This window comes from Mediterraneibacter sp. HA8405 (assembly GCF_056148955.1).
Genome location: NZ_CM148758.1, coordinates 2,466,006 through 2,491,913 on the forward strand (window position 1 = coordinate 2,466,006; position 25,908 = coordinate 2,491,913).

General features: G+C 47.3%; 16 protein-coding genes. 3 read left to right on the top strand and 13 right to left on the bottom strand.

Translation table 11 applies throughout. From position 1 onward, the window contains the following. Positions 1 to 18: 18 nt before the first annotated feature. The 4 genes from AC0QUU_RS11560 to ftsH all read right to left on the bottom strand — a co-directional run bounded on the left by AC0QUU_RS11560 (position 19) and on the right by ftsH (position 5,992). On the bottom strand, positions 19 to 954 hold the full coding sequence (locus tag AC0QUU_RS11560; RefSeq protein ID WP_474542939.1) for an ROK family glucokinase: 936 nt from the start codon (positions 952 to 954) through the stop codon (positions 19 to 21). Positions 955 to 978: 24 nt separating this feature from the next. Beyond that, entirely contained in the window at positions 979 to 1,911 is a 933-nt protein-coding gene (hprK, locus tag AC0QUU_RS11565) for an HPr(Ser) kinase/phosphatase (RefSeq protein ID WP_474542941.1), read from the bottom strand. A 59-nt stretch (positions 1,912 to 1,970) separates the two neighbouring features. After that, a complete protein-coding gene (gene uvrC / locus AC0QUU_RS11570; protein ID WP_474542943.1) occupies positions 1,971 to 3,821 on the bottom strand; it encodes an excinuclease ABC subunit UvrC in 1,851 nt (616 codons plus the stop codon). Positions 3,822 to 3,958: 137 nt separating this feature from the next. Beyond that, a complete protein-coding gene (ftsH, locus tag AC0QUU_RS11575) occupies positions 3,959 to 5,992 on the bottom strand; it encodes an ATP-dependent zinc metalloprotease FtsH (protein ID WP_474542945.1) in 2,034 nt (677 codons plus the stop codon). A gap of 245 nt (positions 5,993 to 6,237) precedes the next feature. Between ftsH and AC0QUU_RS11580 the strand changes: the two genes are divergently transcribed. After that, positions 6,238 to 7,716, top strand: coding sequence for a DUF1846 domain-containing protein (locus AC0QUU_RS11580; RefSeq protein ID WP_474542947.1), 1,479 nt, complete (start codon positions 6,238 to 6,240; stop codon positions 7,714 to 7,716). A gap of 321 nt (positions 7,717 to 8,037) precedes the next feature. Further along, on the top strand, positions 8,038 to 9,666 hold the full coding sequence (locus AC0QUU_RS11585) for a CTP synthase (RefSeq protein ID WP_474542949.1): 1,629 nt from the start codon (positions 8,038 to 8,040) through the stop codon (positions 9,664 to 9,666). Here the strand turns inward: AC0QUU_RS11585 and AC0QUU_RS11590 are convergent. After that, positions 9,627 to 10,556, bottom strand: a complete 930-nt coding sequence (locus tag AC0QUU_RS11590; RefSeq protein WP_474542950.1) for a tRNA dihydrouridine synthase — start codon at positions 10,554 to 10,556, stop codon at positions 9,627 to 9,629. The genes AC0QUU_RS11585 and AC0QUU_RS11590 overlap by 40 nt on opposite strands. A 303-nt stretch (positions 10,557 to 10,859) precedes the next feature. On the opposite strand from AC0QUU_RS11590, the gene AC0QUU_RS11595 reads away from it, so the two are divergent. Continuing rightward, positions 10,860 to 12,581: an ABC transporter ATP-binding protein gene (locus AC0QUU_RS11595; RefSeq protein WP_474542951.1), complete on the top strand. Its 1,722-nt coding sequence runs from the start codon at positions 10,860 to 10,862 to the stop codon at positions 12,579 to 12,581. 357 nt (positions 12,582 to 12,938) lie between these two features. On the opposite strand, the gene thrS is transcribed toward AC0QUU_RS11595, so the two are convergent. The 8 genes from thrS to AC0QUU_RS11635 all read right to left on the bottom strand — a co-directional run bounded on the left by thrS (position 12,939) and on the right by AC0QUU_RS11635 (position 25,908). Further along, complete coding sequence (thrS, locus tag AC0QUU_RS11600; protein ID WP_474542952.1) at positions 12,939 to 14,858, bottom strand: threonine--tRNA ligase; 1,920 nt, start codon at positions 14,856 to 14,858, stop codon at positions 12,939 to 12,941. Between the two features lie 534 nt (positions 14,859 to 15,392). Further along, positions 15,393 to 15,926, bottom strand: coding sequence for a gamma carbonic anhydrase family protein (locus AC0QUU_RS11605; protein WP_474542954.1), 534 nt, complete (start codon positions 15,924 to 15,926; stop codon positions 15,393 to 15,395). A gap of 33 nt (positions 15,927 to 15,959) precedes the next feature. Beyond that, positions 15,960 to 17,597 carry a glycoside hydrolase family 13 protein gene (locus AC0QUU_RS11610; protein WP_474542956.1) on the bottom strand — a complete coding sequence of 546 codons (1,638 nt, stop codon included), beginning with the start codon at positions 17,595 to 17,597 and terminating at the stop codon, positions 15,960 to 15,962. Positions 17,598 to 17,662: 65 nt separating this feature from the next. Then, a complete protein-coding gene (locus tag AC0QUU_RS11615; RefSeq protein ID WP_474542958.1) occupies positions 17,663 to 19,417 on the bottom strand; it encodes a glycoside hydrolase family 13 protein in 1,755 nt (584 codons plus the stop codon). Continuing rightward, the gene (locus AC0QUU_RS11620) at positions 19,392 to 21,431 is read right to left on the bottom strand and encodes an amylo-alpha-1,6-glucosidase (RefSeq protein WP_474542960.1); all 2,040 of its coding nucleotides are present in this window, start codon (positions 21,429 to 21,431) and stop codon (positions 19,392 to 19,394) included. The genes AC0QUU_RS11615 and AC0QUU_RS11620 overlap by 26 nt, the downstream gene beginning before the upstream one ends. Continuing rightward, complete coding sequence (pulA, locus tag AC0QUU_RS11625; protein ID WP_474542961.1) at positions 21,428 to 23,497, bottom strand: type I pullulanase; 2,070 nt, start codon at positions 23,495 to 23,497, stop codon at positions 21,428 to 21,430. The genes AC0QUU_RS11620 and pulA overlap by 4 nt, the downstream gene beginning before the upstream one ends. Positions 23,498 to 23,653: 156 nt before the next feature. Continuing rightward, entirely contained in the window at positions 23,654 to 24,526 is an 873-nt protein-coding gene (locus AC0QUU_RS11630) for a sugar ABC transporter permease (RefSeq protein WP_474542962.1), read from the bottom strand. Positions 24,527 to 24,528: 2 nt separating this feature from the next. After that, a complete protein-coding gene (locus tag AC0QUU_RS11635) occupies positions 24,529 to 25,908 on the bottom strand; it encodes a carbohydrate ABC transporter permease (RefSeq protein WP_474542964.1) in 1,380 nt (459 codons plus the stop codon).

Genomic DNA, 25,908 nt, shown 5'->3' on the forward strand with positions numbered 1-25,908 from the left:
GTATTAAATCATCACTTTTCAGTCTTCCATTACCAATTTTGCAGCTCCGCATATTCCCGCATCATTTCCCAGCTCCGCAAGAACAAATTTCACCTGCTTATCCGCAAAAAAAGCACGCTCCAGATAGGGCTTCTGTATGTATGGTATCAGCACTTCTCCTGCTTTCGACACTCCTCCTCCAATTACAAAAACAGAAGGATTGCATACCGCGGCAAGACTTGCCAGACCATACCCCAGATACTTTCCAAATTCCACCGCAATCTCATCTGCGACTTCATCACCGGCTTTTACTGCGTCAAATACATCTTTGGCAGTTACATCTTCTTTATTAAGAATCGTGGCACGCATTTCCTGTCCCAACTTCTTTTTGGCCAGTTTTACAATTCCTGTAGCCGATGCATACTGTTCCAGGCAGCCACAGTTTCCGCAGCCGCAGTGATCTGTTTCGTCATAGTTGACACAGATATGGCCTATCTCTCCTCCGGCGCCGGTCGCACCCACAAGAATCTTTCCGTCAATAATAATTCCGCCGCCGACTCCGGTGCCCAGCGTCACCATAATCATATTTTTTTCGCCGGCGCCGCCGCCCTTCCACATTTCTCCAAGAGCAGCAACATTGGCATCGTTTCCGATCACAGCCTTCAGTCCCGAAAGCTCTTCCAGTTCCCGTTTGACTTCCTTATATTTCCATCCGAGATTGGCGCTTCCATTTACAACCCCGTCAGATGTTACCGGGGCAGGAACCCCTACACCAATTCCTATAATATCCTTTTTGTCAATCTGATGCTCTTCAATCTTCTTTGCTACAGAAGCAGCCACATTCGGAAGAATTGCCGATCCTTCATCTGAAATATCTGTGGTAATCTCCCATTTATCCACAATAGCGCCTTCTGCCTCAAACAGTCCCAGTTTTACTGTCGTGCCTCCGATATCCACGCCAAAACAATATTTCATTTTCCTCTTCCTCCAATCCTTTCTTTATTTTTTCCCTTTTATCAGGTTTTCCTGAACTCTCTTATAAAGTTCCTGTGCCGCATTGTAGCCCATCTGTTTCTGTCTGTGGTTTACTGCCGCAGACTCAACAATGATGGCAAGATTCCGTCCCGGACGAATCGGGATGCTGTGGCAGACCACCTTATTTCCCAGGAATTCGGTATACTCCTCTTCCAGACCAAGTCTGTCATACTCTTTATCTCTGTCCCAGTCTTCCAGGGTAATAACAAGATCAATATTCTGAGTGTCTCTTACACTCTGTACACCAAACATAGATTTTACGTCTACAATACCGATTCCGCGAAGCTCGATAAAATGACGGGTAATATCCGGCGCAGACCCTACAAGTGTATCATCACTGACTTTGCGGATTTCCACCACATCGTCTGTCACAAGACGGTGACCTCTTTTGATCAGTTCCAGAGCAGCCTCACTCTTTCCTATTCCGCTCTCGCCCATAATCAGAACACCTACACCGTACACATCTACAAGAACTCCATGGATAGAAATGCAGGGAGCAAGTTTCACATTCAGCCAGCGGGTCAGCTCCGCCGTAAAAGCAGAAGTTCTGTTCGTTGTATTGAAGACAGGAACATCATGCTGCTCTGCCAGATCAAGAAAAATCTCGTCCGGCTGCAGACTTTTGCTGAATATAACACAGGGGAGTTTATATTCAAGCAATTCATGGTAAACTTTTGTCTTTTTTTCTTCTGTAAGAGTTTTAAGATAATTGTACTCCACATTTCCGATAATCTGTACTCTGTTTGAATCAAAATGGTCAAAAAATCCAACCAGCTGGAGCGCAGGTCTGTTCACATCCGGTACGTTTACCTCACGATCCACAAGTTCTACTTTCGGGGTCAGATTTTTCAGATCCATTTTCTCCACAATCTCTGTTAACTTTACACCGTGTCCCATTGGTTTTCTCCTTTTCATTGTTCGATTTCTTACACTTCACACTTAGGTCGATTATATCACTAATGAAAAAACTTGTACACTGATTCAGCTGCTTTTTCATTCATAGAAGGTATTTGGGCAAGCTCCTCTATTTTTGCCTTCCGTATATCGTCAAGGCTCATATAATGCCGCATCAGAGCCTTTCTTCTGGCAGGGCCGATCCCCTCAATATCGTCCAGAATAGAATGCACCTGTCCTTTTCCGCGGAGCTGTCTGTGATACTCTATAGCGAAACGATGGGCCTCGTCCTGTATTCTGGTAATCAGGCGGAACGCTTCTGAGGATCTGTCAATTGGTATCTCCTCATTCTGATAGTATAACCCGCGTGTGCGATGATGATCATCTTTTACCATGCCGCACACCGGAATGTGAAGATGAAGTTCATCAAGTACCTGAAGCGCTACATTTACCTGTCCTTTGCCGCCGTCCATCATAATCAGATCCGGAAATGAGGTGAATTTCCCCAGCTCCACATTTTCCTCTCTTTCTTTCAGTCCGTGGGTAAAACGGCGTGTCAGCACTTCTCGCATACTTCCGTAATCATCCGCTCCCTGGATTCCTCTGATTTTGAACTTACGGTAATCATTCCGTTTGGGGCGTCCCCGCTCATAGACTACCATAGATCCTACAGATTCAAATCCATTGGTATTTGAGATATCATAGGCTTCCATACGGACTATTTTATCCAGATCAAGAAGAGCCGCAATTTCCTTTACAGCGCCGATGGTACGTCCTTCTTCCCGTTTCAGGCGCTCCTTATCTTTAGAAAGAACCAGCAGCGCATTTTCCCGGGCCAGCTCAACCAGTTTTTCCTTTGTACCTTTCTTCGGTACTTTAATCGCGACCTTCTGCCCCCGCTTTGAACTAAGCCACTCCTCCAGCAGTTCCCGGTCCTCCACCTCGTCCTGAAGCATCAGTTCTGCCGGAATGAACGGAGTCCCTGCATAATACTGCATTACAAAGCTGTTCAATATCTCCGAAGGACTCTCTCCCTTCGAAATACGCAGATAAAAATGATCTCTGCCGATCAGGCGGCCTCCGCGGATAAAAAACACCTGAACCACTGCGTCTTCTTCTTCAGAAGCTACAGCCAGAATATCCCGGTCTTCCCCGCTGGAATCAGTAATCTTCTGCTTCTGGGCAACTTTTCTGACACTGCTGATGAGCTCCCGGTACTCAATTGCACGTTCAAATTCCAGGGATTCTGAAGCTGCATTCATCTTCTCTTCCAGCTCTTTGAGCACCGCATCGTAATTTCCATTTAAAAAACGCAGCACCTCGTTCACCGCTTTTCCATATTCCTCCTGTGAAATATATCCCTGACATGGCGCATCGCACTGTTTAATGTGATAATTCAGACAGGGGCGCTCTTTCCCGATGTCTCTCGGAAGACAGCGGTTACAGCTTCTCAGATGATACAGTTTATGGATCAGATCGATGGTATCCCGGACAGCCTGCGAACTTGTATACGGGCCGAAATACTTTGCCTTATCTTTCAGCATCTTTCGCGAAAGCACTACTCTCGGGAATGCTTCGCCTGTAGTCACCTTAATAAACGGATAGGTCTTGTCATCCATAAGCATAGTATTATATTTCGGATGATGTTCCTTAATCAGGTTGCATTCCAGGACGAGAGCTTCCAGCTCCGAATCCGTTACGATATACTCGAACCTCCGGATATGAGTCACCATCTGTTCGATCTTGACGCCTTTGTTTCTGCTGGCCTGAAAATACTGGCGCACCCGGTTCTTTAAGCTGATTGCCTTTCCCACATATATAATATGGTCCTTTTCATCGTGCATTATATAGACTCCCGGTCTGGCCGGAAGTTTTTTCAGTTCTTCCTGTATATCAAAATTATTGCTTTCCATGTGTTTTATTATACCTTTCCCCCTGGTTTCTGGCAAGGGAATCAAAAAAAGAGACAGAAACACAGTCAGGGATTCTTCCGCTGTTTCTGAAGAATCCCTGACTGTTAAGTAATCTCTTATATTCTGATAAAAATCTGTTACGGCTGCGGATAATCCGGATTATCCGGATTATCCGCAGCTTCAGTGTTTTCAACTGGTTTCATTGAAATGCGCTCTGTCTGTATTTTCTCTTCCTGTCCTTCTTCCGGCGCCGGCATTCCTTTAACCTCACGGAAAATCTTCATAAATTCTTTTCCTGTAATTGTCTCCTTTTCTATCAGAAATGCCGCAATCTTATCAAGCGCCTCCCGGTTTTCACTCAGCAGACGTTTTGCCTCTGCGTAAGCCTGCTTAAGCATCTTCATTACTTCTTCATCAATCTCCGCAGCCGTCGCGTCTCCGCAGTTAAGCACAGCCCGCCCGTCCAGATATTTATTCTGCACGGACTCAAGCCCCATCAGGCCGAACCGCTCTGACATTCCGTACTGAGTAATCATAGCCCGGGCAACCTTTGTTGCCTGTTCAATATCATTCGCCGCTCCGGTTGTCACCGTGTCAAACACAATCTCCTCGGCTGCCCTTCCGCCCAGAGCAACTACAATCATTGCCTCCAGTTCCTTTTTGGTGTTAAGGAACTTCTCTTCCTCCGGCGTCTGCATAACATATCCCAGAGCTCCCATAGTTCTGGGTACAATTGTAATCTTCTGTACCGGCTCTGTATTCTTCTGAAGAGCTGTCACAAGAGCATGGCCCACTTCGTGATAGGAAACGATTCGTCTTTCTTCTTTACTCATAATGCGGTCTTTCTTTTCCTTACCTACAAGAACAACTTCCACCGCTTCAAAAAGATCCTGCTGGCTTACCACCTGTCTGCCATGCTTCACGGCATTAATAGCGGCTTCATTGATCATATTGGCAAGATCTGAACCTACAGCTCCTGACGTAGCCAGAGCAATGGCCTCCAGATCTACTGTCTCATCCATCCGTACATCTTTGGCATGAACCTTCAGTACATCCACACGCCCTTTCAGATCCGGTTTGTCTACAATAATCCGTCTGTCAAACCGTCCCGGACGCAGAAGCGCGGGATCCAGGATTTCCGGACGGTTGGTTGCCGCAAGAATCAGAAGACCTTTATTCGTGTCAAATCCATCCATCTCCGCCAAGAGCTGGTTCAGCGTCTGTTCTCTCTCGTCATTGCCGCCCATAACTGTATCACGTGTTTTTCCGATGGCGTCGATTTCATCAATAAACACAATACACGGAGCCATCTGCTGAGCCTGCTTGAACAGATCACGCACACGGGACGCGCCCACGCCTACATACATTTCCACAAAAGCAGAACCCGAAAGAGAGAAGAACGGCACTTTTGCCTCTCCCGCCACAGCTTTCGCCAGCAGTGTCTTACCAGTTCCCGGAGGCCCTACAAGAAGTGCTCCTTTCGGAAGCTTCGCGCCGATGCCGCTGTATTTACCCGGATTATGAAGGAAATCCACTACTTCCTGCAGAGACTCCTTTGCCTCATCCTGCCCGGCCACATCCTGGAATGTGACCCCGGTTTCTTTCTCCATGTACATTTTTGCATTGCTCTTTCCGATGCCCATCATACCGCCGCCTTTTGTCATCTTCCGCATGAGGAAGCTGAACAAAACAACAAGAAGGACAATCGGCAGTATCACTGTCACAACAATTTCAAAAATCAGAGAGCCTGCCGTATCCGGCACTTCGCCGGAAAACTTTACGCCGGCCTCATCGAGAATCTCAGGCAGTCTGTCGTCACTGACATACCCGGTATAATAGTCCGGATCACTCTCTCCGCTGCCGCCGGCCTGATTCTGAATCTGACCGAAAATGTTGGAGATTCCGCCGCTGCTGTCATTCTCCCGGGATTCTTCCTCTCTGGCTCTGTCCGTAAGAGTAATATAGATTCTGTTGCTTGCCAGCTGTACTTCTTCTACTTTCTTATCTTCCACCAGATCAAGAAATTCGTCATAACTGATCTCTTCCGGACTGGAGCCCTGCATAAGAGAATATAATCCCATAACAACAAAAGTGACCAGCAGAGTGGTAATCAGTATAACGCCCCACCCCTGCCGGTTATTGTTGGAATTCTTTTTATTCTGGTTATCCATTACCTGCCTCCTGAAATTAACTAAAGCCGGTACGCAAAAAAATCTGCCTGACATTACCTGCCACATTGCAGAGTACATTATTTTTGCATATCAGCGTTATTACCATTATAAGTACAGGTTTTCCATAAATCAATAAAAAGATTATGAAAATATTGTAAAACCGTGGCATTTTATAGTATACTGAGAAAGTATTTTATACAGGAAACAGACCTTTACAAGTTATCAAATCGGAATGGAGAATGAAAATGAAAATCGGTTTTGACAATGAAAAATATCTGAAAATGCAGTCCGAACATATCCGAAACCGGATTAATCAGTTTGACAATAAACTCTATCTGGAATTCGGCGGCAAACTTTTTGACGATTACCATGCCTCCCGGGTTCTTCCGGGATTTGCCCCGGACAGCAAGCTCCGTCTTCTCAAAGAACTGAGCAGCCAGGCTGAAATCGTCATCGTTATCAGTGCCAAAGATATTGAAAAAAACAAAATCCGCGGAGATCTGGGCATTACGTATGACACAGACGTACTTCGTCTCATAGAAACTTACCGTGCGCAGGGCCTCTATGTCGGAAGTGTTGTTATTACACAGTTTTCCGGACAGGAAAGCGCTTTTTTATTCAAGCACCGTCTTGAAAACCTGAACATCCCGGTTTATCTGCACTATGTCATTCCCGGATATCCCGCCAACATTCCTCTGATCATCAGCGATGAAGGATACGGGAAAAATGATTATATTGAGACAACACGGCCTCTGGTAATTATTACAGCTCCGGGACCGGGAAGCGGGAAAATGGCAACCTGTCTTTCCCAGCTCTACCACGAACATAAACGGGGAATCCGTGCCGGATACGCAAAGTTCGAGACATTTCCTATCTGGAACCTTCCTCTCAGGCATCCGGTCAATCTGGCTTATGAAGCGGCAACAGCGGATCTCAACGATGTAAATATGATTGATCCTTTTCATCTGGAGGCTTACGGTGAAACAACCGTTAATTATAACAGAGATGTGGAGATCTTCCCTGTTCTGAACACAATTTTTGAAAAAATATACGGCGAAAGCCCCTATAAATCTCCTACAGATATGGGCGTTAATATGGCAGGAAACTGTATCTGCGATGATGAGGTATGCCGGGAAGCCTCCAGGCAGGAAATCATCCGCCGCTACTATGCTGCCCTGGATGCTCTTCTCGAAGGAGACTGCTCAGATAAGGAAACACAGAAAATCGAGCTTCTTATGAATATGGCGGGAGTCAGCATTGAAGACAGAAAAGTAGCCGTAAAGGCACTTGAACGCGCAAAAGAAACCGATGGCCCGGCCGCTGCCCTCGAACTGGAAGACGGAAGAATCATTACCGGAAAAACAACTAATCTTCTGGGTGCTTCCGCAGCTCTTCTTCTGAATGTTTTAAAAGAGCTTGCCGGCATAGACCACGATCTTCATATTATCTCTCCTCAGTCTATCGAACCGATTCAGAAACTGAAGGTTGATTATCTGAAGAGTAAAAATCCCCGGCTTCATACAGACGAAGTTTTAATCGCGCTCTCGGCCAGCGCGGCAGACAGTCCGGAGGCAAGACTGGCGCTTTCTCAGCTGCCCAAACTGGACGGGTGTCAGGCACATACTTCCGTCATGCTCTCGGATGTGGATATCAAAATTTTCAAAAAACTGGGCGTACAGCTGACCTGCGAAGCAGTCTATGAGCATTCCCACCTCTATCACTGACTGGCACAGATCGTCTGACAGTATATGCACAGCAGTCGTTTATCCCGTTTCCGGATTTCTGTTCTGCCGTCTGATTATAAATTTATGACCTGATTCAGAAAAAAAACTGTATTTTTTCCCGGATCAGGTGTATACTTAGAAAGTATTTATTTCATACAGTTCAATCATATGCATCTTAAGTCAGACCGCAACGGCGCGGTTCTGCAGGCTGTGGTTGAACTGTACTCTTTTTTAGGAAAACAGAACCGCTTTCATGAGAAATCAGACAGAATCAGCTTGTTTTCCGGACATTTTTTACACAGAACAAAAGGAGGAACTACAATGGCAGTAAAATATGTATTTGTTACAGGAGGCGTTGTATCCGGTCTTGGAAAAGGAATCACCGCCGCTTCTCTGGGACGGCTTTTAAAGGCCCGGGGCTACTCGGTAACTATGCAGAAATTCGACCCTTACATTAATATAGATCCCGGTACTATGAATCCGGTACAGCACGGCGAAGTATTTGTCACAGACGATGGGGCAGAAACCGATCTGGATCTGGGGCACTATGAAAGATTTATTGATGAAAGCCTGACAAAAAATTCCAATGTCACAACCGGCAAAATCTACTGGTCTGTTCTTCAGAAAGAACGTCGGGGCGATTTTGGAGGAAGAACCGTACAGGTTATCCCCCATATCACAAATGAAATCAAAAGCCGGTTCTACCGCAATCCTGCTGCAGAAGGCACTGAAATTGCCATTATCGAAGTTGGAGGCACCGTGGGCGATATCGAAAGCCAGCCTTTCCTTGAATCTATCCGTCAGTTCCAGCACGAACGGGGACGGGAAAATGTTATTCTCATTCATGTTACGCTGATCCCCTATCTGCGGGCTTCTCAGGAAATGAAGACAAAACCGACCCAGGCCAGTGTCAAAGAATTGCAGGGCATGGGCATTCAGCCGGACATTATTGTATGTCGTTCTGAATACCCGCTCAGCACAGAGATGAAAGACAAAATCTCTCTCTTCTGTAATCTTCCCGCGAATCACGTTCTCCAGAATCTGGATGTGGAATATCTGTATGAAGCGCCTCTGGCAATGGAAAAAGAGCGGCTGGCCGAGGTAGTCTGCGAATGTCTCCATCTGGACTGCCCGAAACCGGATCTGAAAGACTGGACTGAAATGGTAGAGAATCTTCGTCATCCCACCCAGGAAGTAACTGTCGCGCTGGTAGGAAAATATATTCAGCTTCACGATGCGTATATCAGTGTAGTGGAAGCATTAAAACATGGCGGCATTTACAGCCACACTACAGTAAATATCAAATGGGTTGACTCTGAGACTGTTACTGCGGAAAACGCAGAAGAAATCTTTAAAGATGTAAGCGGTATCCTTGTGCCGGGCGGATTCGGACACCGGGGTGTAGAAGGAAAAATCGAAGCGATTCATTATGCAAGGACCCACAAAGTCCCCTATCTGGGACTCTGTCTCGGAATGCAGCTTGCAATTGTAGAATTTGCCCGGAATGTACTGAAATATAATGACGCCCACAGCATTGAACTCAACCCGGATACTACACATCCGGTTATTCATATCATGCCGGATCAGATCGGTGTGGAAGATATCGGAGGAACTCTGAGGTTAGGTTCCTATCCATGCATCTTAAAAGAAGGGACGCTGGCAAGACAGCTCTATGGAAAAGAGGAAATCCATGAACGTCACCGCCACCGCTATGAAGTAAACAATGATTTCCGGGAAGACCTGGAGAAAGGCGGCATGACTCTGTGCGGACTCTCTCCTGACAACCGGATTGTAGAAATGATCGAAATCCCGGAGCACCCATGGTTTATCGCCACTCAGGCGCATCCGGAGCTGAAGTCCCGGCCAAACAAGCCACATCCGCTGTTTAAGGGATTTGTAGAGGCTGCGCTTCAGTACAGTGCGAAGAATTCCTCTACTACAGCTTCATAAGCACGGCATTTCTCACATTTTTTTATCTTTTTCGCATATTTTTTCGATTCCGGAAAAGAAGGGGCAAGATAGGACCACATCTCCTTCATTTTATAAAGGATGGTCCTGTCTCCCGACATTTCCCGGCAGTATCCCTCATAAAGAAGGTCGTGAAATTTTCGGATTTCCGGAACAGAAGCCGACAGGCCTCCCTTCAGCTCTCTCCCCAGAGCCGGATCTGCCAGTACTCCTCTCCCGGTCATTACCCGGTCCAGCCCGGCAAATCTTTCACTGATTCTCTGATAATCCGATACTGATGTAATATCTCCGTTATAACACACCGGATTTCTCGTCCGGACAAATGCATTTGCAAATGCGTCAAGATCCGGTGTATTTTTATAAAAATCTTTCTGAACCCTGGGATGGATAATCACTTCTTCAACCGGAAAGTCATTATAAATCTCCAGAATTTTTTCAAACTCTCCCGGCTCTTCCATTCCAAGCCTTGTCTTAATTGATATCTTCATAGTACATTTTTCGAAGATCTCATCCAGAAACCGCTTCAGCCTTTCCGGCTCTCCAAGAAATCCCGCGCCGCGGCACTTTGTAACTACCGTCCTGGACGGACACCCCAGATTCAGATTGATTTCCTCATACCCATAATACTCCTGAAGCTTCCTGGCCGTATACAGAAAGTCATCCGTCTGATTGGTCAGAATCTGAGGCACTGCATACATATCCTGATTATGTTCCGGCATGACGTCCTTTTTCTCTCTGGCGCTGAAATGTCCATGCTGATTCGGACTGATAAAAGGAATAAAGTATTTATCAAATCCTCCGAAACAGGCGTGCTGCGCATTCCGGTATATCCATCCTGTAATTCCTTCTAAAGGAGCAAGATACAGCTGCATTTTTCTCTCCTTAACTATTTCATCATAAAACGTATATTCTGCGGGCGGCCGGTCCTGCCGCGCCGGGCAGCCGGCCCGGACAGGCGGGGACAGAAATCCCTCTCCCGCCGACTGAGGGTAACACAGAATTTCTGTTCTTGTCAAGGAAAAACGGGTGTGCTAAGATGATTCATAGACTGAAACCATAATCGGCGTTTCTGAAATAATCTGCGGACTGCAGACCCGGTATGCGGCAAATCTGCAGCACAGAAAAGCCTCGTCAGAATTTTCCGGAACGCCCTGTCATATACAGGAGGAAATATCATGCACACAATCAAAAAGTTTATTGCCTACTATGGCCCGTACAAAGCGGTCTTTTTTATTGATCTTTTTTGCGCGGCTCTGATCAGCCTTGTAGATCTGGCCTATCCTCAGATCCTGCGTACAATGACAAATACGCTTTTCACCAGAAACAGCAGTGTCATTCTGAACGCCCTGCCCCTGATTGCAGCAGGACTGCTTCTTATGTACATTGTGCAGAGTCTGTGCAAATATTATGTAAGCTACCAGGGACACATGATGGGCGCGCACATGGAGCGGGATATGCGTCAGCGGCTTTTCGATCACTATGAGAAGCTTTCCTTCTCCTACTACAGCCGGAACAATTCCGGCCAGATGATGAGCAAGCTCGTCTCCGATCTGTTCGACATAGCAGAATTTGCCCATCACGGACCGGAGAATCTGTTTATCTCCGTAGTTAAAATTATCGGTTCCTTTGTCTTTCTCTTCCTGATCAACTGGAGGCTCGCCCTGCCGCTGATCATACTTGTTATCTGTATGTTTTTCTTTTCTTTCAGACAGAACAGCCGCATGCAGGAAACATTTATGGAAAACCGGCGGAAAATCGGGGATGTAAATGCCAGTCTTCAGGATACGCTTTCCGGCATCCGTGTAGTTCAGTCCTTTACAAATGAAGAAATCGAACGGGAAAAATTCAGAAAAAGCAACCATGCCTTTCTTCTGTCAAAACGGGATAATTACAACTGTATGGGAAGTTTTATGGGGTGGAATCTGTTTTTTCAGGGTATGATGTACCTGGTAACTCTCGTATTCGGCGGATACCTTATTGCCCACAATCTGATGGATGTGGCAGATCTGGCCATGTATGCCCTGTATATCGGAATTTTCATCAGCCCCATCCAGATCCTTGTAGAACTGATTGAAATGATGCAGAAAGGACTTGCCGGTTTCCGCCGCTACCTGGATGTAATCGAAACAGAACCGGATATTGAGGACGCGCCTGATGCCGTTCCCCTGGAAAATGTAAAAGGACGTGTCTGCTATGAGGATGTGTCCTTCCACTACAGCGACGACGACACCCCGGTACTCTCTCACGTATCTTTTGAAATTCCTGCCGGGAAATCCATCGCCCTTGTTGGCCCCTCCGGCAGTGGTAAAACCACCATCTGCTCTCTTCTCCCCCGGTTTTACGATGTAACCGGCGGAAGAATCACTGTAGACGGAAAAGATGTGCGGACACTGACCCTGAAAAGCCTGCGAAGTCAGATCGGTATGGTTCAGCAGGACGTTTACCTGTTCTGCGGCACCATCCGGGATAATATTGCCTACGGCAAACCCGGCGCTTCCCAGGAAGAAATCGAAGAAGCGGCAAAACGGGCCAACATACACGACTTCATCGTCAGTCTTCCTGAGGGATATGACACCTTTGTAGGGGAGCGGGGAACCCGCCTCTCCGGCGGCCAGAAACAGAGAATCTCCATTGCCAGAGTATTCCTGAAAAATCCGCCTATCCTGATCCTGGACGAGGCCACAAGCGCACTGGACAACGAAAGCGAACGCTGGATTCAGCAGAGTCTGGAAGAACTGTCCAAAAACCGCACCACCATCACCATCGCTCACCGTCTGTCCACGATACGGAATGCAGATGAAATAATCGTCATCACAGAAGACGGAATCGCAGAACGGGGAACACACGAAACACTGCTGGAAAAAGGAGGCATATACGCCCACTACTATAATATGTAGTTGAAATTATCAGTGGCAATGCCGATTGGAAAAGGACAGAAAATGGCGGAATACGGACGATGGGATGCGCCTTTCGGATAGCGGCTGCGGGAAATTTCGGCGACTTGGAGCGTAATTTAGTAAAACTTAAAACCCTGAGTACAGGCGTTAGGATTTTCAATAGATCTGTCCGAACGGAACGTGAGTTTCCATTGAAAATCCTGCTTTTAGCCTGTGCTCAGGGTTTTGTAGTTTTAATTATTACGCGGAACGGAGCTGAAATTTCCCGCAGCCGCTATCCGAAAACGTTTTATTCTCACTTCGTATTCTGACATTTTCGGACTCCTTTCAATCGCATGCCGCAGATAAATTCCTTTTTTACTTCTCCACTTTTCTTTCTGTTCTGCTGCTGATCTCTTCTTTAATCTGTTCTATGAATTCTTCCAGTCCTCTCTGGCCTTCATCTCCGGCGAAGCGGCTTCTGACGGAAACTTTTTCTTCTTCCTCTTCTTTTGCTCCTACTACAAGCATATACGGAATCTTCTTCATCTGTGCCTCGCGGATCTTATAGCCGATTTTTTCTGCACGGGTGTCAATCTCCGCGCGGATTCCGGCTGCTTTGAGCGCGTCAAGCACCTTTGTTCCGTATTCCATGTGCTTATCAGAAATAGGAAGCACTTTTACCTGTACCGGTGCTAGCCAGGTCGGGAAAGCGCCCGCAAAGTGCTCAATCAGAATACCGATAAATCTTTCAATGGAGCCGAATACAACTCTGTGGATCATAATCGGTCTGTGCTTCTCTCCGTCTGCGCCTGTATACTCCAGATCAAACCTCAGCGGAAGCTGGAAGTCAAGCTGAATCGTTCCGCACTGCCAGGTTCTTCCTATGGAGTCTTCCAGGTGGAAATCAATCTTCGGACCGTAGAATGCGCCGTCTCCTTCATTTACAACATAGGGAAGACCGATATCGTCCAGCGCGCTGCGAAGAGCGTCTGTTGCCATTTCCCAGTCTTCATCGCTTCCCATGCTGTCATCCGGACGGGTGGAAAGCTCTACATGATATTTAAAACCGAACAGGCTGTATACCTGATCGATCAGTTTTACAACACCTTTGATCTCATCTTTGATCTGCTCCGGCGTCATAAAGATGTGCGCATCATCCTGGGTAAAGCAGCGCACACGCATAAGGCCGTGAAGCTGACCGGATTTTTCATGGCGGTGTACAAGGCCAAGCTCGCCCATGCGGATGGGAAGATCCCGGTAGGAACGGGGCTCAGACTGGTATACAAGAATACCGCCCGGGCAGTTCATCGGCTTAATGGCAAAGTCTTCATCGTCAATCACAGTTGTATACATATTTTCTTTATAGTGGTCCCAGTGGCCGGATGTCTCCCAGAGATGACGGCTGAGCATAATCGGTGTGGAAATTTCCACATATCCCGCCGCATTGTGGATCTCTCTCCAGTAGTCAAGAAGGGTGTTCTTAAGCACCATTCCGTTGGGCAGGAAGAACGGGAATCCGGGACCTTCCTCACGCATCATAAACAGACCCAGCTCCCGGCCCAGTTTTCTGTGATCCCGCTTCTTAGCCTCTTCAATCATAGTCAGGTATTCTTCCAGTTCGGCCTTTTTCGGGAATGCAGTTCCATAAATTCTCTGAAGCATTTTGTTGTGCTCATCGCCTCTCCAGTATGCACCTGCAAGGCTGGTCAGCCTGAATGCCTTTACCGGTTTTGTTGTCATCAAATGGGGGCCTGCGCACAGATCGGTAAATTCACCCTGAGAATAAAAACTGATGGTTTCATCCTCCGGAAGATCTTCGATCAGCTCAACTTTATAAGGTTCATTTTTTTCTTTAAAATACGCAATAGCCTCATTTCTCGGCATTGTGTACTGTTTGATTGCCAGATTTTCCTTGACGATCTTCTTCATCTCCGCCTCAATCTTTTCCAGATCTTCTGCGGTAAACGGAGTCTCTCTGTCCACGTCATAATAAAATCCGTCGGCAATAGAAGGACCGATGGCAAGCTTTGTCTCCGGGTAGAGGCGTTTGATGGCCTGCGCCATAATATGGGATGCCGTATGACGGAAAGCGCCTTTTCCTTTCTCGTCATTAAAAGTCAGGATATTCAGCGCACAGTCATGGTCTATAACGGTTCTCAGATCCACAATCTCGCCGTCTGCCTCGCCGGCTGTAGCCACTCTGGCAAGTCCCTCACTTAAATCCGCAGCAATGTCATACACGCTCATGGGCTGCTGGTACTCTTTACATGAGCCGTCTTTCAGTGTAATCTTCATCTCATTTTTCCTTTCCTGTTTTTGTTTTCTCTTTCCGGGCCGCCTTTTTGCAAATAAAAAAGGCATCCCTCTGGAATGCCTCCTGTTATCTGAAATAAGAATCTATATGCACGGAAACACTCCCTGCAGGGACGGGAGATATGTCCCGCGGTTCCACCCTGCTTGTTTTCCATGACTGATCCGTCTGAGTCCGGTTCCGGACCTTTCGCCCTTCTTCCGTACAGATGGTTAGAAAACCTTCTTAATTCGTTTGATGATAACGGAATCACCGTGCCTTATTAGGGCCGCTCCGAGGTGGTTTTCAGTCAGCCGGTTCAACAAAATCCTTCCACCATACGGACTTCTCTCTGAGATGACCGGGAGCCTACTGTCCTCTTCAACGCTTTTTCTTCTACATGGGATATTCTACTCCAGAAGAATCTCCTGTGTCAAGCCGTAAATTCGCCGGAATCATAAATTCACCGGGGCCGTCATTTTCCCCGGAATATTCCGGTTCATACGGCGGCTCAGGAACAGAGAAACCCGCCCCGTATGTTACGCCTCATGCTGTTTTGCAGACAGCAGCCTGCACATGCCTTCATTCCGCAGCTTTTTGCCCATTTCCACATAATGCCGGCTGCTTTCATACAGGTTTTTCCTCTCTTCTTCTGTCAGCCGGCGTTTCACTTTTGCCGGACTGCCCACAACCAGGCTGCCGTCCGGAATCACCTGGTTTTCCAGAACCAGACTTCCCGCGCCGATCAGACACTCTTCTCCAATGAAGGCTCCGTTCAGTATCACAGAACCCATGCCGATCAGACTCCCTCTGCCGACAGTACAGCCGTGCAGAACAGCGTTATGCCCCACAGTCACATAATCTCCGATCCGAGCCGGATATCCGGCATCTGCATGAACGGTACAGTTATCCTGGATATTGCTGCATTTTCCTACTGTAATCTTCTCCACATCGCCGCGAAGCACGGCATAGAAGAGAACACAGGAATTTTCTCCTACTGTCACATCTCCGATCACAACCGAATCTTTTACAATATTCGCTGAATCCGCCGCTTCCGGTTTCTTTCCTGTCATAGTCGCCCGCCTCCGTTTTTCTGTCTGCACTGATTATTTTTTCCGCACTTTTCTGAACAGTATAACCGCCTCATAGGGCCTCAGGTCTTTCCCGATTTTTTCTTCATAATTGTGGATCAGCACTTCAGCATCTTTCCACTGTGCCAGAAGGGGACATGCTGACGGTTCTCTCTTAAAATTTGCACAGACAAGCATTTCCGTCTCCTGATCTGTCCTGGTATAAGCAAAAATCTGCTCATCCTCCGGCAGAAGAAGCTCAAATTTTCCGTCTGTAAAAACAGGGCAGGTTTTCCTCAGCTCTATGAGTCTGCGGTAAAACTGATAGACAGAATCCGGATCGTTTATCTCTTTTTCCGCATTGATCTCGCTGTAATTCGGATTCAGGCCGAGCCAGGGCGTTCCTGTTGTAAATCCTGCATTCCTCTGTGCGCTCCACTGCATGGGAGTACGAGCGTTGTCTCTGCTTTTTGCATAAATGGATTCCATAATATCTTTTTTGTCATATCCGGCATCCAGACGTTCATAGTACATATTGAGAGTCTCGATGTCCCTGTACTCCTCAATGCTGTCAAACCGGACATTGGTCATGCCCAGCTCCTCTCCCTGATAGATATAGGGCGTACCCTGCATTCCGTGAAGGACAGCAGCCAGCATCTTTGCGGAGGGGACCCGGTATGCCCCGTCATCTCCCCAGCGGGAAACAATTCTGGGCAGGTCATGGTTATCCCAGAACAGGCTGTTCCACCCTTTTTCATACAGTTCCGTCTGCCATTTTTCCATACACTTTTTCAATTTCACAAAAGGAAGCGGCGCAAGATCCCATTTTTCTTTTCCTTCCTCCTGATCCATCACCATATGTTCGAACTGAAAAACCATGGAAAATTCGCTGCCGTCCGGATTGCTGTATTTTTTCGCAATCTCCGGGGTGGCTCCCCAGGCCTCTCCCACAGTAATCAGATTCCCTTTCTGAAAGGTCTCCCGGCTCAGCTCCCGCAGGAATTCATGAAGTCTGGGACCGTTATTGGTAATGCCAAGATCCGGTTCCTTTGCGATCTGATCAATTACGTCCAGGCGGAAGCCGCCCACACCTTTATCCATCCACCAGAGTATCATGTCATAGATTTCCCGGCGGACTTTCGGATTTTCCCAGTTCAGATCCGGCTGTTTTACGGAAAACTGGTGAAAATAGTATTGCTTCAGTTCCGGAACCCACTCCCACGCAGGGCCGCCGAAGGTTGACTTCATATCATTCGGATAAACACCCTCTTCTCCATCCCGCCATACATAATAATCGTGATAAGGATTCTCCTTTCCTTTTACCGCTTCAAGGAACCATCTGTGCTCATCGGAAGTGTGATTGAGCACCAGGTCCATAATAATCTTTATTCCCCGCTTTCCTGCTTCCCGGATCAGTTCCTCCATATCGTCCATTGTACCGAACATGGGGTCAATATCCTGATAATCTGAGATGTCGTATCCATTGTCATCCTGAGGGGAGCAGTACATCGGCGAAATCCATACCGCGTCAATCCCCAGATCTTTCAGGTAATCCAGACGGCTGATAATCCCCCGGATATCCCCATAGCCATCCCCGTTGGAATCCTGAAAACTTTTCGGATAAATCTGATATACAACTGCATTTTCCCACCACTTGTTCGTGTTTTCTCCCATAACTGTTCTCCCTTCTTTCACAGACCGGAACTGCTCTGTACATCGGAAACAGAACTTATTTTTATTCAATGTTCTCTCCGTATCAGAGTTCCTTTTGGTTCCAGTATGCCGTCATGATAATTTCTGGCAAATAAAATCTCGCCGCCGGGTTTTATTTCCACCTTTTCCCCGGAACAGTTCAACAGCACTTCCAGTTTTCTGTTCTCACCATCCAGCTTGATGTATTCCACGCAGCGTCTGTTCTCATACTGATTGAGGAAATGAAAATACAGGCTTCTGCATGCTTCCTCGGTACGGCGGATTTTTATCAGGGTTTTCATCTGATCAATCCGCTCTTTGTTTTCCGCTGAATCTATGTCCTCCCACGGCATACACCGCCTGCAGTCCGGGTCGAATCCGCCCTCCATGGCAATTTCCGTTCCATAGTAAATGCAGGGGCTTCCCGGCAGGGTAAAGAGTACGGCCAGCTGCTGGTAAAACAGATCCAGATCATGGAAACGGTTCATCAGCCTCTCTGTATCGTGGGAATCCAGCAAATTGAACATCACATTATTATTCTGCTGCATATACATAGTATAACAGCGGTTTACCATATATTCAAACTCTTCCTTTCCCAGAGATTCGTCCAGGAAAAAGTCGTGAATTCCGCTCAGAAGAGGATAATTCATTACCGAATCGTATTCATCTCCCTGAAGCCACTGGCTGGCGTCATGCCAGATCTCACCCAGCAGATAAATATCCGGTTTCAGTTTTTTCAGATGTTCCCGGATCCGTTTTAAAAACCGGTGGGACACTTCATTTCCCACATCAAAGCGAATGCCGTCAATATCATACTTTTTCACCCAGTCCTCACATACTTTGCAGAAATAGGCGATCACTTCATCATTGTTGGTGTTAAGCTTCGGCATCCAGTCTGCAAAGGCAAAGGAGAAAAATCTCCCGTCCCTTGTATCGCCATGCCGGTTCAGATTCTCCCAGTCATGGATCATAAACCAGTCCGCATAAGCAGAATCCCGGCCTTTTTCCTGAACATCCAGCCAGGGGCCGAACTTTCTGCCGCAGTGATTGAACACAGCGTCCACCATGATCCGGATGCCTCTTTCGTGGGCCTGACGGCAGAGACTGCGCATAACCTGATCGTCTCCGAACGCGGGATCAATGCGGGTATAATCGGTAGTGTCATACTTGTGATTCGACTCTGCCTCCATAATCGGATTCAGATAAATCCCGGTAATCCCCAGATCCTGAAGATAGGGGAGTTTCTGCCGGATGCCTTCCAGATTGCCTCCATACCTCTCTTTATTTGTTACTTTTCCGGTCTGCCAGGGGGTAATGCCCGGATCGTTTTTCTCCGGCGTCCCGTTGCAGAACCGGTCCGGAAAGATCTGGTACCAGACCGTATCATTAACCCACTCAGGCGTCCGGTTTACATCCGCGGGATTCATCCAGGGCACAACAAAGCACTGAAGCATCCTTCCTTCCAGATTGATCTGCTCCTCCGTCAGAAATCCGTCTTCCAGATAATACCAGACCTGGTCTTCCGTATGCAGTTCAAAGTAATATTTACATCTTTTATAGGACGGTACAAGAGTGGTAGTCCACCAGATCTGATGGGGGAGACGTTTTTTGTACACAATCTCCTCCCTTCTGCCCGTCCATTTTTCATTTCCGCCCAGAATGCCGGCCTCAAAGGGATCGCCGTAATGAATAAACACCTGTTTTACGTCATATCCGGTCTTCAGGTTTATAACAAGTTCATTTTCATTCCGGGCATAGCTCATCTGTTCTGATGTTTTATGGTAAACACCTGTGAAATTCATAGTTTCCTCCTTTGTATTCCAGAGCTTCATACACTCTGAGCAGTTCCCCTACGCTCCACGCCTGGGCAAAACAGCCTTTCGACGAGACCGGATTACCTCCGTCATAAATCTCAGGAAGCTGTCCGATACATCCTTCCCGTATGGCACTCTCCAGCACCTCCAGCTGTATTTTTACCAGTTCCTTTGCTTCTCTGCTGAAATGGTTGATTTTCAGATATGCAAGATAATAGCCGCCCAGAGGATAGGTCCATACCGTCCCCTGGTGATAGGCCATATCCCGGTTCAGCATTTCTCCTTCATATACCGGATGAAACTGAGGATCTTCCGGATCCAGTGTTCGCAGGCCATAAGGGGTATACAGTTTTTCAAATACTGTATCTACAACCTGTCGTTCTTTTTCTTCCTCCAGCATGGTAAAAGGCAGAGACAGTGCCCAGATCTGATTGCACCTGATCTGACAGTCCGCGTCAGTACCGGAAATCACATCCTTCAGGCAGTGTCTGTCCTCCATCCAGAAAGCACTGTTAAAGGACGTCTTCACCTTTTCTGCCTGTTCTGCATATACACTGCCGTTGTCTCCGGAAAAAGCTGCCAGTTTTTCCATGATCCTGAGAGCATTATACCAGTAGGCATTTATTTCCACCGGCTTGCCGTGCCGGGGTGTGGGCAGGATATCACCCGCCCGCACATCCATCCATGTTACCTGATCCAGATCCTTCCCGGCCATCAGAAGGCCGTCCGAATCCACATGAATTCCGTACTTTGTCCCTTTCTGATAACACTCCACAATTCGCCTCATAACCGGATACATTTCCCGAACAAAATCTTTGTCTCTGGTTCTTTCAAAATACAGAAAGACACAGTTTATAAAAAGAAGGGAAGCGTCAGCCGTATTATACATCGGTTCCTTTTCTCCCTCCGGAAACAGATTCGGCATGAGTCCTTCTTTTTCATATGCGGCAAACGTTCTGAGAATCGATTTTGCCTCCTCACACCGGCCGGTGGAAAGGCAGATGCCGGGCAGGGCAATCATAGTGTCTCTTCCCCAGTCTTCAAAAAAAGGAAAACCCGCAAGAATGGTTTTTCCCCCGGTAGATTCTCGCCGGGAGAGGAACTGGTCTGCGCTCCTTGTCAGAAAAGAAGCGGTTTCCGAAAGAAAACCGGCCTTTTGGGTCAGATCCGTGCGCCGTTGTTTTTCCTCTTCTATGATATTCTGCACAGAAGACACAGTATACGGTTTTTTCCTTCTATTTTTCACAGATTCCTGGTTTGCAGGATCCAGTATATAAAGAAGTTCGAACGTGCCTTTTTCTCCCGGTCCCACGCGCCATACGATCCGGTGATCTGTCTTTGCGGCTCCTGTTTCTGTTCTTCCGTCACAGGCGTCATAGGCATAATAATACTGCTCCGCCGTCTCCGGCATACCCTGAATTTTTCCGTTTGTATAAAACTCCAGGCTAAGTCCTCCGCTCTCTATCCTTCCCGCGCTATAACCGGAACATTCTTCTGCTTCATATCGTTTATATGTCTGGCCCGCACAGATATCCTGTCCCTTTTCAGCGAAGCGGAAATAAGGCGTAACTGCCAGGCAGGCATAACTCCGGGTCCGGTTCATTACACGCCAGCATACGGCTATGGTATTTTCTCCCTGCCTCATGACTGCTTCTTTTTCAATCTCCACTCCGTTTATATGAAACCGCCACACAGGAGTGTCTTCAAAAGAAAATTCGGACAGGTAACGGTATCCCTCCTGCCTGCTGCCGTCCGCATATTCCTGTGTGGAAAAAATGTATGATTTTCCGTTAACCGTGATCTGTTCTTCCAGCCTCTGAATCATGTTATACCTGTGATTCGGTGCCTCCGTACAGGCCATAAAAAATGCATGATCTCCCCGGGCGGCAGCGCCGGTCATGGTCAGGGAGGAATATCCGCCCAGTCCGTTTGTTATAAGATAACAGTTTTCCAGCCCACGCTCAAATGTCTTCCAGTCCTGTTTTCCGTACACCCATTTCATACTGCGTCCTTTTCCTCCTGCCACTCTTTTCTCTGCCGCTGTCCGCCTTTTTTCCGCTTTTCCTCTTCCTCGCCGTCCCGGATATGTACGATTCCGTTCCGGGATGCCGGGCAATCTGCTCTGTGCCCCAGAATCAGAACGCTCTGAGGTTCTGCTGTCACTCTTTTTCCCACGGGAGACGGCGATTTCCACCTGCCGCTGTCGGAAGCATCGCAGAGGATCTCCCATCCCTTTCCTTCCGGTTCAGATATCACACTCTGTTTCGTACTGTTATAGACAATCCACAGCCTGTCCCACCTGGAACAGCTGTTTTTGCTTCTGTTGTCTACAGTAAAACTTACAACACCGTGTGATTTGCAGATATTGTCAATTCTTTCCGGAGCTTTCGCAGATTTGTCGCACAGTCCGGGAAGCTGTCTTCTAAGACCGATCAGTCCTTTGTAATATTCCACAAGGTCATGATTTTTCCAGGCAAGGGACCAGTCCAGCCGGTTCAGGGATACCGGAGCGTCAAAAGAGTCTTCCATACCGCCTTTTGTACGGGCAAATTCTTCTCCGGACAAAAAGAACAATGTGCCCTGGCATGTCATATAGACGGCCGCTGCCATTCGGTTCAGCCGCATCCGGTCCTCGTCCGCTGCCGTCTCTCCCAGTTTATCCCACAGAGTCTGGTTATCGTGACATGAGACATAGGTAATGATCTGGGACGGCGCTTTGGCCGGAGCCCGCTCTCCTTTTATGCTGGAAACACCGGTTTTCCCCCAGGCGGCGGCGCTTTCCGCAATGTCATTCTCATAGCCCGAAGCTCCCGTTATAAATCCCGGCCGTTTTATCTTCAGTGAGGATCCTTTCACTGCATCTCTGGTCAGATCACAGAACATGCCTATATTCTCATCCAGAAGATTTATATTTTCCCGGAGGGCGCGGGGCGCGTCATCTTCAATGGCAGTATCTCCGGCCGCCCAGGGTTCTCCAAAAAGAATTTTTACCCCTTTTCCATATCTGTTGTCCAGCTCCCGGCGGATCTGATTCAGCAGATCTACGTCCAGAAGTCCCATCAGATCAAACCGGAATCCGTCAATATGGTATTCTTCCGCCCAGTAAAGAACTGATTCAAGAATGTATTTTGCGCACATCTCTCTTTCGCTGGCAACATCATTGCCGCATGCAGAACCGTTGGAGATTCTTCCGTCGTCAAACACCCTGTAAAAATACCAGGGTGCAGTTCTCTGAAACCAGGAATCCAGAGAATACGTATGATTATATACAACATCCAGGATCACTCCAAAACCGCCGGCGTGCAGCGCCTGTATCATTTCCTTCATTTCCCGGATACGGACTTCTCCATGCCGGGCGTCTGTAGCATAGGAACCTTCCGGGACATTATAGTTTACCGGATCATACCCCCAGTTAAACTGAGCAGCATCTCCTGACTCATCCACAGACCCATAGTCATAGGCAGGCATAATTTCTACATGAGTCACACCCAGATCTTTCAGATAGCTCAGACCGGTCGGATGGACCCCGTCGTTGCAGAGCGTTGTATCTTTACAGGTAAACGCCCTGTATTTTCCCCGGTATTCTTCCGGAAAACCGCCGGATTCATCCCAGGAAAATTCTTTTACATGAAGTTCGTAGATAATCCGTTCCGGCCCTTCAGCGGGCGCCCGGTCTTTCTCCCATCCTTCCGGATCTGTACGTCTCAGGTCTACCGCCATACTGCGTCTGCCATTAATTCCGCAGGCCCTTGCCCAGGGATCAGCGGAACGTATCTGTTCCCCTTCAATTTCCAGCACGTAATCGTAATAGATCCCGTGCATATCTTCTCCTGTATGCCAGCTCCATACACCTTTTTCCTCTTTTTTCATAGGAATACAGGCAATAGCTTTCCCTCCGTCTCCCTCTGAATACAAATTCAGGGTGACACTGTCCGCCGCCGGGCTCCACAATTTGAAATAAGCACCGGCATCTGTACAGTCCGCCCCAAGATCATTTCCGCGGTATATATAATTTTCCTTAAATTCTGCGGTCGAATAATACTTTTTCCATTCCAAGGCTGTCTTCATATATTCTGTCCCTCTCTGTATTCATATATAGTTGTCGTAGATTTTTCTTATCTGCCGGAGGCTTTATCCCGGAAGGAATCCTGTCCTTCCGGGACCGCATCTTTTGCCCGCCTGCCGGGTTGATGGTGATATATCTGGTGATAGGATAACGTCTGCTTAACCTTTGACAGCACCGGATAAGCCATCCACATAGTACCTCTGCATATACAGGAACAGCGCAGCAATCGGAATTGAGATCAGAACCGCGCCTGCGGCGAAGCAGGTATACCAGCTGTCAATATATTCTTTCTCCAGCATCTTCCAGAGCCCGATCGCGATTGTATACTGATCCGAATTTGCCCGGCAGATAACTTTCGCAAAAATAAAATCGAGCCAGGGTGACATAAACGATGTCAGTACAGTATAGATAACAATCGGTTTACTCAAAGGAAGTGTAATCTTTGTAAAGATCTGCCATCTGGTACATCCGTCCAGAAGAGCCGCCTCATCTACAGCTACCGGTACTGTATCGAAAAATCCTTTGGCAATCTGGAAACTTAATCCCGCGCCTCCGGAATAGACAAGAATCAGCGCAAGTTTAATCAGGTTGCCCTCTGTCATGCCCAAAGCTTTTAAAATAAAATATACGGCAATCATGGACATGAATCCGGGGAAAAGTCCCAGAATCATCGCCATATTCATGTACGGCTTGCGAAGTTTAAACTTCAGTCTGGACAGACAGTAGGAAACTGCAAGTACATAAAAAGTCGCAAGGATGCAGGAGCACACAGCGATAAACAGCGTGTTCATAAACATCTGCGGGAAGTTCAGTATGGTTGTATCCGTAAACAGCTTCGTATAATTGTCCAGTGTAAAAGCTTTCGGGAAGAAGGTAGATACATAGGACCCTTTCTCCGCTCGGAAACTGGTCAGGACAACCCAGAGAATCGGAAATACCCAGATTGCTGCCAGAACCGCCAGAATCACATGGACGATTGAGTTATTGATAAACCGTTTTCTTTTTGCAGATTGAAATTTCTTTCCGGCCATGCTTAAAATCCTCCTTCTTCTTTATATGATTTCGTATTTCTGTATGTAAGCAGCGCCGCTGCCGCAAGTATGATAAATGTAAGAATACCGATTACCGCGCCGATGTTGTAGTACTGCTTATCTATGGTCAGCTTATACAGCCAGGTGACAAGCAGATCCGTCTTGCCCGCGGTGGACGACAGATCGGTGACCGGATCTCCTCCCGACAGCAGGTATATGACGTTGAAGTTGTTGACATTTCCCGTAAAGGTTACGATCAGATACGGGGTTGTTACATACAGCATATAGGGCAGCGTAATTTTCGTAAATATCTGAATGGAATTAGCTCCGTCAACCTTTGCCGCCTCATAAAGCTCTGCCGGAATATTCTGAAGCACGCCGGTAAGCTGCAGCAGCGTATAGGGTACACCTACCCAGATATTGACTATAATAACCGTCACTCTCGCCCAGGTGGGATCCGTAAAGAACGGAAGACTGGCATCCGAAGCAATCAGTCCCAGATTACGGAGAAGTACATTTATTGCGCCTTCCGGCTGAAGCATGGTACGCATAATCAGAAGAGATACGAACATGGGCACCGCACATGAAAGCACAAAACAGAATCTCCAGAATCCTTTCGCCCTTGTCCCCTTCCGGTTAATCAGAAGAGATACGATCATTCCGAATATATAGTTGCTGAAAGTGGCAAAGAAGGCCCAGATCAGAGTCCATCCCAGCACCGACCAGAACGTGCTTCCCAGAATACTGCTGGAATCAAACAGCGCTTTAAAGTTATCCAGACCCACCCAGTCAAACAGCATCAGATGACTGCCGATCTTACTGTAGTTTGTAAATGCCATACAGATCATAAAGATCAGAGGCAGTACAGTAAACGCAAAAATGAAAAATACCGGCGGCGTCATAAGAAGTCTGTGCAGGTTCTCGTGAAGCAGGGATTTCAGATCTTCCCTGAAATTGTTCACATGTTTCTTTGCCTTTGCCAGGCATTCCGCCTTATAGGCACTCCGAAGGGCGCCCCGCCATGCCAGAAACATAAGTACAGTCAGAAATACGGTAGCTACTCCGTAAAGGAGAATCAGTATCGACTGATCACCTCCTGTATACACATAAATCTGCTGTGCCTCATCCCATACCTCTTTCTGTTCCACTGTACCCAGAGAAGGCAGCATGCTTAAAAATCCGGCTCCGTTTACAACCATAAATACTATGTATGCAACTTCGATGGCCAGATAAATAAGACCTTTTATAACCTGGCCGTGCACAATATTTCCAAATCCCATAAGCAGCATGGAAAGTTTTGTCTCAAGACCGCCCTCACGAATTGCCTTTGTGGCTGTGTAGGGAGTCGGAAAATCATTTACTCTCTTTTTAAATATTCCCAT